Below are 14,802 nucleotides of genomic sequence, written 5' to 3'. Positions count from 1 at the left end.
CCGGGCCGGCCGCCTCAGAGGACGAACGCGTCGGTCCAGAGGGCGCCGGAACGCCCGGAGAGCGCGTCCAGCATCGCCACCGCCTGACTGTCGGTGAGCTGGGCGACGAAATCCACGATGGCCCGGCCGCGCGCCTTGCCGATCCGGTCCGGGGTACGCGGATGCAGTTCCGCCTCGGCCAGCTCCACCAGGTCGTGCAGCCGCCGGGGCAGCCGGGACTCCTCCTCCGGGTCGAGCAGCCACTCCCGCAGCGCCTCGACCAGGGTGTCCAGCAGCCGGGCCTGACCACGCTGGTGCAACGCCAGGTCGGGCCGGGCCAGCACGAACCGGTGGTGGACGAACTTGAGCACCTGCACCTCGTGCCACTGGGCCGGGGCCAGCAGCACGTGCCCGGAACGTACGGCGGGCTGCTCGACGACGGTGATCGCGTCCACGAAACGGGTGGTCCACCGGGCGGAGAAGCGGGCCACGTACTGCTCCGCCTCGATCGAGCCGTCGAACGGCAGCGCCAGCAGCCCCTCGACCAGTTCCTCGCGGACGTGCTCGACGGCGGCGGCGAACGCCTCGTCGTCGGCGATCCAGGCGTCCTTGTGGTGCAGTTGGCGACGCAGCCGCTCGATAGACGAGCCGGGCCGGCGGGCCGAGGTGGCCAGCGCGGAGTCGGTGATCGCCCGCAGGTGGCCGCCCTCGCGCTGCCAGGCCATCAGCTCGGCGGCCACCGCGCCCTGCTGGAGCACGCCGACCCGGTAGAAGTCCTCCACGTCGTGGATGGCGTACGCGATGTCGTCGGCGGTGTCCATGACCGACGCCTCGACGGTCTGCTGCCAGTCGGCGATCCGGCCGGCGAACGGTGCCCGGGCCTGCCGCAGGTCGTCCAGCTCCGTGCGGTACGCCCCGAACTTCGCCGAGCCGCTGTCCGGGTCGTCCGGCGGCGGGGTCGCACCGCGCGGCGGCGGATCCATCGTCCGGGGGTGCGGGTCGGGATGGTCGAGCCGGGTCCACGGGTACTTCAACATCGCCGCCCGCACCGCCGCGGTCAGGTCCAGGCCGGTGGTGGCCGCGCCCCGGATCTCGGTCGAGGTGACGATCCGGTACGACTGGGCGTTGCCCTCGAACCCGTCGGTCAGGCCGAGCCGGTGCCGGGCCAGCCGGTCCAGGACCCGCTCCCCCAGGTGCCCGAAGGGCGGGTGCCCGAGGTCGTGGGCGAGCGCGGCGGCCTCCACCACGTCCGGGTCGCAGCCGCCCAGCTTCTCCACCAGGTCGCGTTGGTGTCCGTCGGCGGTGAGCCGCTCGGCGATCGCCCGGGCCACCTGGGCGACCTTCAAACTGTGGGTCAGCCGGTTGTGCACCAGCAGCCCGGACCCGCCCGGGCTGACCACCTGGGTGACGCCGCCGAGCCGGGTGAAGAACGGCGAGCCGACGATGCGGTCCCGGTCGGCCCGGAACGGGCTGGTCGCGAGGTCGCCGAGGGCCCGCGCGCTGCCGCCGAAGAGTCGGCGCGCCCGAGGCTCCACAGGTGGTTCCATGATCGCCACGGTAGCCCGGCAGAATGCACCACGGAACCCACACCCGAAGGCGGAGCGACATCGTGACCCTCTCTGTTCATCAGCGGATCGCCGAGGAACTCGGCGTCGCCGAGCGCCAGGTACGCGCGGCCGTGGAGCTGCTCGACGGTGGTGCCACCGTGCCGTTCATCGCGCGTTACCGGAAAGAGGCCACCGGCCTGCTCGACGACACCCAGCTGCGCACCCTGGAAGAGCGCCTGCGGTACCTGCGCGAGCTGGACGAGCGGCGCGCGGCGGTGCTGGAGTCCATCCGCTCCCAGGGCAAGCTCGACGAGGCCCTGGAAGCGCAGATCATGGCGGCCGACTCGAAGTCCCGCCTGGAGGACATCTACCTGCCGTACAAGCCGAAGCGGCGGACCCGGGCGCAGATCGCCCGCGAGGCCGGGCTGGAGCCCCTGGCCGACACGCTGCTCGGCGACCCGACCCAGGATCCCCGCTCGGTGGCGGCGGCGTACGTCGACGCCGACAAGGGGGTGGCCGACGCCGCCGCCGCGCTGGACGGGGCCCGGGCCATCCTGATCGAACGGTTCGCCGAGGACGCCGACCTGATCGGCACGCTGCGCGAGCAGATGTGGTCGCGGGGCCGGCTGGTGTCCCGGGTACGCGAGGGGCAGGAGAGCGCCGGGGCGAAGTTCGCCGACTACTTCGACTTCGCCGAGCCGTACCCGAAGCTGCCCTCGCACCGCATCCTGGCCATGTTCCGGGGCGAGAAGGAGGGCGTACTGGACCTGACCATGGACCCGGAGGCCGAGGGCGACGCCGACGCGGTGGTGACCGGGCCGACCCGGTACGAGGCCGCCATCGCCGGCCGGTTCGGGGTGAGCGACAAGGGGCGGCCCGCCGACCGGTGGCTCGCCGACACGGTGCGCTGGGCGTGGCGTACCCGCATCCTCATCCACCTCGGCGCGGACCTGCGGATGCGGCTGTGGCAGGCGGCCGAGGAGGAGGCCGTCCGGGTCTTCGCCACGAACCTGCGGGACCTGCTGCTGGCCGCGCCGGCCGGTGCCCGGCCCACCATGGGGCTGGACCCGGGCCTGCGGACCGGGGTGAAGGTGGCGGTGGTGGACGCCACCGGCAAGGTGGTCGCCACCGACACGATCTACCCGCACGAGCCGCGCCGGCAGTGGGACGCCTCGCTGCACACCCTGGCCACGCTGGCCGCCGCGCACGGGGTCGAGCTGATCGCCATCGGCAACGGCACCGCCAGCCGGGAGACCGACAAGCTGGCCGGTGACCTGATCAAGCGGCACCCGGAGCTGAAGCTGACGAAGGTGGTGGTCTCCGAGGCCGGCGCGTCGGTCTACTCGGCCTCCGCGTACGCCGCCCAGGAACTGCCCGGGCTGGACGTGTCGCTGCGCGGCGCGGTCTCCATCGCCCGGCGGTTGCAGGACCCGCTCGCCGAGCTGGTGAAGATCGACCCGCGTTCCATCGGCGTCGGGCAGTACCAGCACGACCTGTCCGAGGTGAAGCTCTCCCGGTCGTTGGACGCGGTGGTGGAGGACTGCGTCAACGGCGTCGGGGTGGACGTCAACACCGCGTCCGCGCCGCTGCTGACCCGGGTCTCCGGCATCGGTGCCGGGCTGGCCGAGAACATCGTGCTGCACCGGGACGCCAACGGCCCGTTCCGCACCCGGGCTGAGCTGAAGAAGGTGGCCCGGCTCGGCCCCAAGGCGTTCGAGCAGTGCGCCGGCTTCCTGCGCATCCCCGGCGGCGACGACCCGCTGGACTCGTCAAGCGTGCACCCCGAGGCGTACCCGGTGGTACGCCGGATCCTGGCCAGCACCGGTCAGGACCTGCGCTCGGTCATCGGTAAGTCGGCGATCCTGCGTGGGCTGCGGGCCACGGACTTCGTCGACGACACGTTCGGCCTGCCCACCGTCACCGACATCATCGCCGAACTGGAGAAGCCGGGCCGCGACCCACGGCCGGAGTTCAAGACGGCGACCTTCGTGGAGGGCGTGGAGAAGATCAGCGACCTGACGCCGGGGATGGTCCTGGAAGGTGTGGTCACCAATGTGGCGGCGTTCGGCGCGTTCGTGGACGTCGGCGTGCACCAGGACGGGCTGGTGCACGTGTCGGCGATGTCCCGCACCTTCGTGAAGGATCCCCGCGACGTGGTCAAGTCCGGTGACGTGGTGAAGGTCAAGGTGCTGGACGTCGACGTGCCGCGTAAGCGGATCTCGCTGACGCTGCGCCTGGAGGACGACTCCGCGGCCGGCGACAGCCGCTCCGCTGAGGGCGGTCGACGTGAGCGCGCCGGCCAGGGTGGCCCGGCGCGTGAGCAGGGTGGTGCTGCGCCCGGGGGCCGCGGTCGAGGCGGACCGCAGCAGCGGCCGGGCCGTGGCGGCAGCGCGTCCGCCCCAGCCAACAACGCCATGGCGGACGCGCTGCGTCGCGCCGGTCTGGCCTGAGTCGGCGGCACGCTGTCGGGCTGCCGTCGACGAACGCGTTGACAATTCAGCTCGACGTTGCACGCCGGACACGATCTGGTCTCACCCGCCCGGAGTCGACGGGTCACCGGTGGCTCACGACTGGCCGTCGGTCACCCGTACCGTGGTACGGGTGACCGACGACGGGCAGCAGTGGCGGGAGCGGCAGCGCCGCGCGGTGCGGGCGCATGCTGCCGCCGATGATCGGCAGCGCGCCGCGGAGCAGGCGGAGGCCGCGGAACTGGTCGCCCGTTTCGCGGCCGAGGCAACCCGGCGTGGCCTGCGCACCGAGCGGCTCACCGTGGTCGCCTACGACGGCCGGACCCGCTACCGCACCCGACTGACCGGCTGGTACGTCGATCGCGCCCGGACCCGCGCGGTCGACCCGGCGGGATGCTTCTACCTGCTGACCGTGCCGGCGAGCCTCCGGTCCCGGCTGCTCGGTGCCGACCCGGAACCGAGCCCACCGCCGCTGGTCATCGGGCGAGGCGGCCGGGACGGTGACAGCCTGCCGCTGGCCACGCTACTCAGCCTGCGTCTCGATGCCGGTGACGACTGGCGTTGAGCTCGCCTGTGCGGGGGTGCCTGGTCAGACCGGCAGGGTCGGGATCCCGTCCGCCCCGGGGTCGTTGGCGGGCCTTCCCACCTGCGACCGATAGGCGGCCGTGCCCAGGAATTCGCAGCCGGTGGCTACTCCGGGCGCGGCGACGCCCTCGCGGGAGAGCACCACTCGGACGGTCGCCACGAGGATCTTCAGGTCCAACAGCAATGACCGGTTGTCGACGTACTCGACGTCGTACGCGAATTTCTCCTCCCAGCTCAGACTGTTGCGGCCCTTCACCTGGGCCAGGCCGGTGATGCCGGGGCGAACCTCGTGCCGACGTGCCTGCTCCGGGGTGTACCGGTCGAGGTAACGGATCAGCAGCGGGCGGGGTCCGATCAGGCTCATGTCGCCGCGCAGTACGTTCCACAGCTCCGGTAGTTCGTCGAGGCTGCATGCCCGCAACCACTGGCCGACCCGGGTGAGCCGGTCGGCGTCGGCCACCAGGCCCCGGGTCGGGTCGACGGGCCGCATGGTGCGGAACTTGACCATCTGGAACAGCTCACCGTCACGGCCGGGCCGGGGATGCCGAAACATGACCGGCCGGCCCAGGGTCACCAGCACCAGCAGTGCGACTGCCAGCATGATCGGCGCGGTGAGGATCAGCAGGACGACAGCCCCCACCACGTCGAGCAGCCGCTTGAGCCGGTCGTAGCGGCGAACGGTCGGCAGCCGCGGCGGCGACAGCGGCGGCGCCTGGGCGGTCAGCAGGCCACCGGAAGATCGGCTGCCAGCATTCTCGAAGACGTGTTCTTGCACAGGTGAATCCTCCAGAAACAGCGAATGCCTGCTCACGCCACCACAGGTGCCAAATCTGGTGCTGAGGTGCCGGCGTGCGAAAAGGTGTCCAGGTCGGCGTCGTCCCGCCTGGCGTTGGTCCAGGTGTGCATCATCAGCTCGGTCGAGCCTCGGTTTGTGATCTCATACGCCCACATGGTCGGGACGTCGACCACTGTCTCGTCCTCCGCCGCCACCTGCAGTCGGACGACCGCCTGGTGACCGACGCGACGGAGCACGATGTCCGCCGTGCCCCGCAGGACGAGGACGCGACGCACCGTAGCAAGGTGGAACCGGCCAACCTGACGCTCATTCCGCGGGATGATCGACCGCACGAGCTCACCGGCGCCATCGGCCCCGACGGACATCGCCGTGAGCAGGTTCTCGGCGCTGCCATGCGATGACGGCGGGAGCGGATGCTGGCTCGGGACCAGGTGGGAGCGGTACGTGTTGAAGATCCGGATCGCCGGCCGGTCGGACAACGAGGGAAGGTTGCCCCGGCGGTACACGTCGGCGCAGTCGGTCAGGCGCTGGGCCAGTTCGGGGATGGTGATCGCGACCGCAGGCATCGCCGCATCCCACGTCCCCGATGCCGGCGCACCGAGTAGTCGCGCGGCGGCGTCCGTCACATGCACCAGCCGCAGTTCCCGATCCTCGTGCACCTCGGGTACCTGACCGCTGGCCAGCAGCCCGCAGAACGTCGCAGTGACGCCGTTGCGGAACGGGCGGCCGTGCTCGCCGTACAGATTGGGCAGTCGAACGTCGACGAGGTCGGATCGGGCGGTGGTCAGCGTCTCGGCGGCCATGGCTTTGGCGTCACCATAGGGTGTGCCGTTTCCGGCGAGCACTGAATTCGCGAAGACCACGGAAGCCGGCCGGTGCGTGCAGCGCCGCAGGCCCTGCACCAGAGCCTCCGCCAGTTTCACATTTCCCGCTACGACCTCCGCCGGGTCGCCCAGGTTGAGCCCGGCCAGGTGCAGGACGCGGTCGATACCTTCAAGTCGGGCCGCCACGACATCGGCAGCCGCGATATCGGCCCGGCTTATCACCACTGGCTCCGGCCACCCCAGCGCCTCGGCAAGAACTCGTACATGCCAGCCGAGGAAACCTCCCGCGCCAGTGATGGCAACTCGGAGCGCCCGCGTTCCACCATGGATCGGGCCAGCCTGACCAATGGTTGATGTGGAGTCACAAGCTTTCACAGATACGGTCTTATCAGACAAAGTGGCCCTATCTGGCAGACAGTGATGAATAGGTCAGAGCGGGCTGGTTCTCGCCTGGAGAAGGTCCAGCACCAGATCGACGTAGTACGTGACCACATGGTCTTGATGCCAAACGTCCAGTGTCCCCGGGCACAGCCGCACCGTCTGTGCCCGCAACTGCGCGAGCATGGCGGAGGAGACGGCCGCGGCCTGAGGCGGGACCAAGGCCATCCCCTCCAGCACGCCGTCGGCGACCGCACGGATACCGCGGTTGTCCACCGCCACCACGGGCGTACCGACCATCAGAGCCTCCGCCAGGGCAAGCCCGAAGCCCTCGCGCAGGCTGGTCGACAACACCACGTCCGCGGCCGCCAACTCGGCGCCCGGATCCGCCGTCCAACCCGCCCGGGTGATGCCGGGTTCCTCCGGTGGGTGCCACGACGGCTCGCCTGGAGCGGTCGATCCCACGATCCGCAGTTCCAGATCCGGTACGGCCCGCCTCGCCAGCCGCCAGGCCTCCACCGCAAGATCGATATTCTTGTCCGGCGTCAACCTCGCCAACACCAGCGCCCGAGGCGGACTGCCCGCTTGCCGCCGCCGTGGCCCGGTGTGCGGATGCAGTCGAAGGGGGTCCATTCCCGCACCGCCGCAGGGCGCGAGATGCACCTGCGCGGCTGGAGCAAGTCGCTGGTAGATCTCCTGGTCGCCACGGTTGGCCGCCACATAGGTCGGGGTGAGGCGGGACATCGCCCCCTCCACCGCGCTGAAAAGGCGACCGGCCCGGTCCGGGCTGCCGAACAGCGTTCCGTGCACCACCGCCAGGTGCGGGGTACGGGTCAGCCGTGCGACGACCCGGCCGAGCGCGATCCCGTACGGGGTGTTCAGATGCAGCAGACGCGGTCGTTCGGCGCGCACGATGCGGTTCAGTTCTCTACCCGCCCGGGCGACCGTACCCACGCCGGCACGCCTGAACGGCGTGATCTCGTACACCTCGTCGAAGCTCTTCTGTAGTGACAGCGGGACCGTTCCCCGGCCCGCCACCGCCACCCGCCGCATGCCGTACGGGGCAAGCCCACGCGACACCGGCGCGACAAGGGACTCCAACGTGGTGCCCAGCGCGGCGAGGAACAGTACGCAGTGATCCCGCTCAGCCACGTCGCCGGCCCCCGACGCGCGGGTCGGTCCAGCCGCGACACGGCAGCACAACCTTGGTCAATTCCCTCATGGAAGGACCTTCTCGTAGTAGTTCACGTCTCGGGTGGGACAACGAATATCCGCACCGCTGGACGCGTCGTCCGTACCACGGCCTCAGAAATCGCGCAGATATGAACGTTTCTGTGGTACCAGCAAGATCAGCGACCTACACGTAGAAGCGCGCAGCGCGCCGGGGGACCCGCATGCGTCGTTACATGAATGTCGGGTGGCAGGGCCACCGGACCCGGCATCACCGACGTGGACCAACAAGAGGGAGTGCTCGCAGATGTGTCACGTGAGTGATGACCTGCCATGGCAGGTCGCGCCTCGAAGGAGTGCAACGTGAGAGTGGTGGTCACCGCCGAGGCCCGGTTCTCTCGGACACCGGACGGCGCGGTCTGGTCTGTGGACGGCCCCGATTACTCGTTCTGGACCCGTTATCTGGCGGCCTTTGACCAGGTCAGAATCGTGGCCCGGGTGCAGGACGCAGCTGCCGTCGGCGACGAGGCGCGCCGCGTGGACGGCCCCGGCGTCGAGGTGTGGGGCATTCCTTACTACCTGGGTCCCCGGGGGTACCTGAAAGTCCGACGCACGGTTCACCGCAGTGTGGCAGAAGCGGCCGAGCCGCACGACAGCGCCATACTTCGCGTGCCGTCGCTGATCGGCACCATAATGGCCGGCCAGCGGGACAAGGCGGGACTACCGTATGCCCTCGAGGTGGTCGGAGATCCTTCGGACGTTCTTTCCCCCAAAGCCGTCAGCCACCCCCTCAACCCCTTCTTCCGGCGCTGGTATACGAATCGCCTGAAGCAGCAGTGCCAGCGCGCGAGTGCCGTCTCCTACGTCACCCAACGCTCGTTGCAGGCCCGCTACCCGACACGGCCCGGGACGCCCGTTGCCGCTTACTCGAGCATCAACCTACCGCCGGAGGCATTCGTCTCCGAAACCCGTGTGCCGCACACCCACGCGGGACGGACGATCCTCATCTCAGTCGGCTCGCTCGCCCAACCGCACAAAGGGATCGACACGCTGCTGGAGGCCCTCGCACTCATGGTCCGCTCGGGATCGGACATCGGCCTCGTACACATCGGCGACGGAATCTTTCGTTCCCGGCTGGAGAAACTGGCCGTGGACCTGGGGGTCGACGAGCGGGTCCGCTTCCTCGGGGCGTTGCCCAGCGGCGAACCGATCCGTCGGCAGCTCGACGCCGCGGACCTCTTCGTACACCCGTCCCGGGCCGAGGGGCTGCCGCGGGCACTCATCGAGGCCATGGCCCGCGGACTACCGGCAGTGGCCACGCGGGTCGGCGGCATACCCGAACTTCTGCCCGACGAGGACCTCGTACGGCCGGACGACCCACCCGCGCTCGCCGCCGCGATCACCCGCATGCTCCGTGACCCCGGACTGATGGCGACCGGCTCCGCGCGCAACCTGACCCAGGCCCGGCAGTACGCGGCCGAGGTGCTCACCCCCCGCCGCGATGACTTTTACAATGCAGTACGGTCAATGCCCAGATCCGGATCCCAGACGGGAAGTCTCGGCATCTGAGCTACGATCCCGGCTCCGCGGAAGTTCGGCGGAAGGCGCCACACGGCGCGCGACGGTCGACATCGGCGTAGAGAAAAGATGCACGACGCCGTAGAGCAGGAGCGCATACATTGCCGTTTTAAGAACGGCGAGGCTCTCCCCTCGGAAGTTGTACATCCACGTTATCGTGAGCACGATACTGGCGTACGCGAAGAAGTGGCCACGATCCACCCTGCGAACCAGATATCGCTGAAGCAGAGCAAGTAGCGCGAAGACTATCGGTATACCAACCATTCCGAAGTTCAGGTACGCTTCTGCGACGAGCGAGAAGCCATACCCGCTGGCCGAGTCGGCACTGTACTGCTCCACAAGCCAAGCAGACAGGGAATCCGAAGGAACACCCGGCAGGAGCATGATTGCACTTCGCAGATACGTCTCTCCGTGCGCGAATGGGATCGTTCCCGGAACGGCTGCCATGATGAAGGTGTCCGGGAAGATGGTGCTTCCTTCGTTCAGGGCTTGTGAAATTGCGCCCCCCTCGGACGAAAGTGGACGGTCTCGATAACTGGCGAGGAACACCGCACCGACAATTGCCGCCGCACCGGCAGCAATCATCCTCGCAGACATCGGACGCGGGCGAAACAACTGGACATGCAACAGAATACTGAACACTACGAATATGAAATCTCGTTCGTTGGTCAGCAAGCAGTAGGCCACGTAGCAGGAGAAATTCGCCCAATAGGAGACTTTCCCGAAGCGGGTTGCGACTGCCGCGAAGTAAAACGAGCAACAGAGCATTTGCACAAGAAGGAGTTGATAGTGCCAGGGACCACTTTGCTGAATACGCTGAATCTTGTCTCCGGAAAATCCCAGAAGGCCGTATTGCAGGATAGCGATCGTCGTGTAGCCAGCCAACCCCAGAAACATGAACGGCAATAGATGATAGCGGCGTCCCTCGCCGCTGATCTTGCTGCGGTCCAGTGCAGTCCGGCGAACTCGAACCCAAAGGCCCACGACCAGCATTCCGCTCAGCGCCAGCAGTCCACCGACCGCGGCCATGCCAATCTCACTCCGCACCGCACCTGAGTAGATGCTGTTACCGAGCGCGAAGTTGACTATAGGACCGAATCCAAAGAAGGCAAAGTATGCAGCAAGGTACGGCAGGATGTCGCGCCGACCCGATTTGACGATCAATACCGCGGGAACGGCGAACGCGCCAACAATGGTCAGCCAAACAAATGTCGATCCATTTATGTCAATTCTCATTGGCAAGTGCTACCTTCAACATAAGGGACTTCAGGAGAACATCGGCACCAACTGCGATCATCATGGACCATGCAGCACCGATCAGCCCATAGCGCGGGATCAGCAGGTGAGCGCCGATTCCCGCCACGGTAACTAATAGCACACTCGCGGCCAGTTGGTTGCCGAACTTCCGGAGCACGCACAGCGCGGCATTCAGGAAATAGACCATGCCACTGAGCACCGAGACCGCGGCCAGCAGGATCAGCAAGGCACCGTGCTTCTCATAAGGTGGTCCATAGATGAGGCGGATGGTGGCGGGCCCGACGAAGGCAACCGCGACCAGGGCCACCGCGCCCCAGCAAAGAGTCGATAGCAGAAATCCAAGCGTCAACCTTGTGAATGCCACCAAATTGCCTGCGGCAACCAGTCTCGTGAGTTTGGGTAGCAGGAGCTGACTGATCGCAGCGAAGAGGACGTTTGCAGCGAGCACAACGTAGGCCAGAGCAGCGAAGATACCCAGGGCAGCGCTTCCCAATTCGTGCCCGAGGAGGTACCGCGGCAGGTTGGCCGAAAGGGAGACCAGGCCGCTGGAAAGGCCGAGCGGAGCAGCGACCACAGCGAGCCGAGCCATACGATGCAGCGCTGAAGCCGCCAACGGTCGGACGGCCCAGCTACCAGTGAGGGTGACAGTTGAGGAGGAGGTTGCGCCTAATGGTCTCGCTGCCCAAACACAGTAGCCAATCGAGCCTGCTAGTGAGCCGATAAGAGAACCGACCGCCGCCCACTCGACGCTCGCCGTCATCAACAGCAGGGCAATGACTGCCACGACGGTGACCAGACCATTAGTTATCATCGATACGCCGATTGGGCGCATGCGTTCATGCCGTTGGAAGAGCCCCCAGTAGGTGTCTCCCACCCCGTCCAACGCCTTAGCGACACTTACGAGAAGTACTACTACTTCCTTACCTGCCCCAAGGAATGGTACGACCGCACCGATCACCCCGAGTGCGGTCACCATCCCGACTATTCGAAGCCGCAAATAGTCGTTAAAGACGTAGAGCGGCCCCACGTCCGTAACCTGCACCGTTCTCAGTGCAAGGCCAGCCACCAGAATCACCGGGGCACTGATGGCGAGCCCAAGGGCGTAATGGCCCACCATCTCCGGCGATCCGAGGCGGGATAGAAATACGATCACCGCCCATTGCGACAACTGGACGGTAACGAGTCCTGCAATACTCCAGGCAAAGCCGGTGGCGGCGCTGGGTCGCCTCTGGCCCATCCTGCCGACCCGGACCACCTCAAGCTGAGGTGCACCCGCCGGGCGGTCGGCAAGCGAAGCAAGCGACTTACGCCGAGAGAAGGTGCCTACCACCTTCTCTTCCATCCTGTGCGATTGCTTACGTTCGAGGGCAGTGACCGCCGGGGCATATTTGGTCGGCTCACTGCGGTGCGCTGGCGGGCAGCCTTCCGGCCATCCACTCGACGGTCGCCCGGAGACCGTCGATGCGGGCCACGGGCGCGACATCGGGGAACAACTTCCGCAACGAACTGTTGTCGGCCAGCGAGTGGGGGACATCGCCGACGCGCGGCGGCGCGTACTCGCAGGCGATCGGCCGGCCGAGCAGGTCGCTGAGTTCGTCGACGACCTCCAGCAGGCTCGCTCGCACCCCGAAGGCGAGGTTGACCGGATGCGGGTGGTGCACCCGGCGCCGAAGCGCATCCAGGATCACCTGGCACACGGAACCGACGTAGGTGAAATCGCGGGACTGAGTACCGTCGCCGTGCAGGACGACCGGCTCTCCTCGCAGGGCGGCATGGACGAACCGGGGTATGACGGCGGCGTAGGCGTGGTCGTGTCGCTGCCCCGGGCCGAAGACGTTGAAGAAGCGCATGGCCAGCGTCGGCAGACCGAACGACGCCTGATGGGCAAGGGCGTACGCCTCGGTGGCGAGCTTGCTGGCGGCGTACGGGCTCATCGGTCTGGTCCAGGTGAGTTCCGCCTTCGGCAGAACCGGGTTCATGCCGTAGACCGACGACGAGGAGGCCACCAGCACGTGGCCGACGTCGTGCCGCCGCGCCGCCTCAAGGACCATGAGGGTGCCGGTGGCGTTCGCGTGGTGGGAAGCCACCGGGTCCTGCAGCGAGCGGGGGACGCTGGGCAGCGCCGCCAGGTGGACGACGGCCTCGCGTCCGGCCATCGCCGCGTCCAGCGCGGACGGATCCAGGATCGACCCTTCGACGAAGTTGACGTCCAGTCCGTCCAAGTTCGCGCGCAGGCCAACCGACAGGTCGTCGAGCACGGTCACCTCTTTGACGGCCGGCTCGACCAGCGCGGCGCTGGCCAGGTTGGACCCGATGAAGCCGGCCCCACCGGTGATCAGAATGCGCATCGGCGTAACCCCCGTTGTCTCGATCGATCACCTGTACATCGAGCGAGACGGGGTTCCGTAACGGGAAAATCCCGCTAATCCGTTCGAACGGCCTGGTCACGGCCACTGCCCTGCACCTCGGACCATCGCCGGCAGCCGCCTGTACCACCTCCCCGCCCCCGGCTCACGCGGTGAGGTACTCCAACCGTCCACAGACAATAGATGATCAGTGCATTGACACCCATCGCACGCACAGCGAGGCTCGCGCAGAGGTCCTTCGATCGAAGGGGGCACGATGAGGCGCACACCGCTGGCCATCGCCGGCGTGTTCACTCTGGTCGGTGCGCTGGTGCTGACCGCACCGGCGAGCGCACGGCCGCCGTCCGATCCGGGCGGCCGCGACGGCCTGGAGGTGTACGTCGGCACTGTCGATCCCGCGCAGTTGCACCAGTTGCGGGAGGCCGGTGTCGACCTCGGGCACGGCATGAAGCCCGACCAGGCAGGCCGGACGGAAATCGAGACGGTGCTCAGTCGGGGCCAGGCCGACCGGCTGGCCCGCAAGGGTGTCGATCTCGAGGTCAAGAAGGTACGCGGCAAGGACGCCTCGCAGGTGCTGCGGGAGCAGACCGCGGCGGGCTGGCGGGCCTTCCGGTCGTACAGCGAACCCGGCGGTATCCGCGACGAGATCACCGCGACGGCGGCACGTTATCCGAAGCTGACGAAGGTGCAGACCATCGGTCGTTCGGCCCAGGGCAAGCCGATCCTCGCGATCAAGGTCACCAAGAACGCGCAGAACCTGAAGGACGGCAAGCGGCCGGCGGTGCTCTACGGCGGCACTCAGCACGCCCGGGAGTGGATCACGCCGGAGATGACCCGCCGGTTGATGCACCACGTGCTCACCGGTTACGGCTCGGATCGGGAGATCACCCGGCTGGTGGACACCACCGAGTTGTGGTTCATCCCGGTGCTCAACCCGGACGGCTACGACCACACCTTCACCCCGGGGAACCGGCTGTGGCGCAAGAACCTCCGCGACAACAACGGCGACGGCCAGATCACCGGGGTCGACGGCGTCGACCTGAACCGCAACTTCAGCTACAAGTGGGGCTACGACAACGAGGGTTCCTCGCCGGACCCGGCCAGCGACACCTATCGCGGCCCCGGCCCCAACTCGGAGCCGGAGACGAAGGCGCTCGACGGGTTGTTCAAGCGGCTCAAGTTCAAGTTCTTCGTCAACTACCACTCCGCCGCGCAGTTGCTGCTCTACGGCGTCGGCTGGCAGGTGGCCACGCCGACCCCGGACGATGTGATCTACGAGGCGCTGGCCGGTGACGACGCCAACCCCGCGGTGCCCGGCTACGACCCGGACATCTCCGCCGAGCTTTACACCACGAACGGCGACACGGACAGCCATGCCACGGTGCGATACGGCACGCTGGGCTTCACTCCGGAGATGTCCACCTGTCAGGCGGCTGCCGAGTCGGACCCGGACGACCAGTGGCGGCCGGAGGACTGCGTCAGCATCTTCACCTTTCCTGACGACGAGAAGCTGATCGCCGCCGAGGTGGCCAAGAACATTCCGTTCGCGCTGTCGGTGGCGAAGTCGGCGCACCAGCCGGACGATCCGGTCTCGGTGGTCGGCCGCAGCACCCCGGACTTCGTGGTCGACGCCTTCGACGTGTCGTACGGCCGGACCCAGCAGGTCGCCGCGATCACCCGCCGGTCGCTGAAGAACGTCAAGCTGAACTGGACGATCAACGGGGGCCGGGCGAAGTCCACGACGGTGCGCGAGTGGCGCGGGGGGGTGTCCCTATGGGTTTCGTCAAGCGGGGACGGGGCCTGTCGGGCGTGGTTGGTAGGGGATCTTGTCGCGGAGCATGGCGTATAGGACGT

The 14,802-nt window shown here is 67.8% G+C and carries 9 protein-coding genes and 2 pseudogenes; 4 read left to right on the top strand and 7 right to left on the bottom strand.

Annotated features, from left to right (window positions below; translation table 11 throughout):
• Nucleotides 1-14 precede the first annotated feature (14 nt).
• Entirely contained in the window at nt 15-1,526 is a 1,512-nt protein-coding gene (gene dgt / locus AB0I71_RS26215) for a dGTP triphosphohydrolase (protein ID WP_357588938.1), read from the bottom strand.
• Here dgt and AB0I71_RS26210 point away from each other — a divergent pair.
• Nucleotides 1,525-3,976 (top strand): annotated as a pseudogene (locus AB0I71_RS26210) (Tex family protein). The gene dgt and the pseudogene AB0I71_RS26210 sit on opposite strands and share 2 nt — an antisense overlap.
• Nucleotides 3,977-4,127: 151 nt before the next feature.
• Nucleotides 4,128-4,559, top strand: coding sequence for a hypothetical protein (locus tag AB0I71_RS26205; protein WP_357588936.1), 432 nt, complete (start codon nt 4,128-4,130; stop codon nt 4,557-4,559).
• A 24-nt stretch (nt 4,560-4,583) separates the two neighbouring features.
• Here the strand turns inward: AB0I71_RS26205 and AB0I71_RS26200 are convergent, their stop codons facing one another.
• Genes AB0I71_RS26200 through AB0I71_RS26190 form a run of 3 tightly spaced genes read right to left on the bottom strand, consistent with a single transcriptional unit; the run spans nt 4,584 to nt 7,729 of the window.
• Nucleotides 4,584-5,354, bottom strand: a complete 771-nt coding sequence (locus AB0I71_RS26200; RefSeq protein ID WP_357588934.1) for a sugar transferase — start codon at nt 5,352-5,354, stop codon at nt 4,584-4,586.
• 32 nt (nt 5,355-5,386) lie between these two features.
• Nucleotides 5,387-6,595: an NAD-dependent epimerase/dehydratase family protein gene (locus AB0I71_RS26195; protein WP_357588932.1), complete on the bottom strand. Its 1,209-nt coding sequence runs from the start codon at nt 6,593-6,595 to the stop codon at nt 5,387-5,389.
• Nucleotides 6,596-6,628: 33 nt separating this feature from the next.
• A complete protein-coding gene (locus tag AB0I71_RS26190) occupies nt 6,629-7,729 on the bottom strand; it encodes a glycosyltransferase (protein ID WP_357588930.1) in 1,101 nt (366 codons plus the stop codon).
• Between the two features lie 381 nt (nt 7,730-8,110).
• Here AB0I71_RS26190 and AB0I71_RS26185 point away from each other — a divergent pair, with 381 nt between their 5' ends.
• Complete coding sequence (locus AB0I71_RS26185) at nt 8,111-9,316, top strand: glycosyltransferase family 4 protein (RefSeq protein ID WP_357588928.1); 1,206 nt, start codon at nt 8,111-8,113, stop codon at nt 9,314-9,316.
• Here AB0I71_RS26185 and wzy read toward each other — a convergent pair.
• From wzy to AB0I71_RS26170, 3 genes are read right to left on the bottom strand one after another with little or no spacing between them, the layout of a single operon-like run.
• Nucleotides 9,272-10,561 (bottom strand): O-antigen polysaccharide polymerase Wzy, encoded by a 1,290-nt coding sequence (wzy, locus tag AB0I71_RS26180; RefSeq protein ID WP_357588926.1) that lies wholly within the window; start codon nt 10,559-10,561, stop codon nt 9,272-9,274. The genes AB0I71_RS26185 and wzy overlap by 45 nt on opposite strands.
• Nucleotides 10,551-11,924, bottom strand: coding sequence for an oligosaccharide flippase family protein (locus tag AB0I71_RS26175; protein WP_357588924.1), 1,374 nt, complete (start codon nt 11,922-11,924; stop codon nt 10,551-10,553). Before AB0I71_RS26175 ends, wzy begins: the two co-directional genes overlap by 11 nt.
• 55 nt (nt 11,925-11,979) lie before the next feature.
• Nucleotides 11,980-12,930 carry an NAD-dependent epimerase/dehydratase family protein gene (locus AB0I71_RS26170; RefSeq protein ID WP_357588922.1) on the bottom strand — a complete coding sequence of 317 codons (951 nt, stop codon included), beginning with the start codon at nt 12,928-12,930 and terminating at the stop codon, nt 11,980-11,982.
• 274 nt (nt 12,931-13,204) lie between these two features.
• Here AB0I71_RS26170 and AB0I71_RS26165 point away from each other — a divergent pair.
• Nucleotides 13,205-14,713 (top strand): annotated as a pseudogene (locus AB0I71_RS26165) (M14 family metallopeptidase); the annotation flags it as partial.
• Nucleotides 14,714-14,802: the final 89 nt, after the last annotated feature.

This window comes from Micromonospora sp. NPDC049891, assembly GCF_040660295.1.
Taxonomy (GTDB): Bacteria; Actinomycetota; Actinomycetes; order Mycobacteriales; family Micromonosporaceae; genus Micromonospora.
Note: the sequence above shows the minus strand (reverse complement) of the source record. Positions and strands in the feature narration are given on the sequence as shown.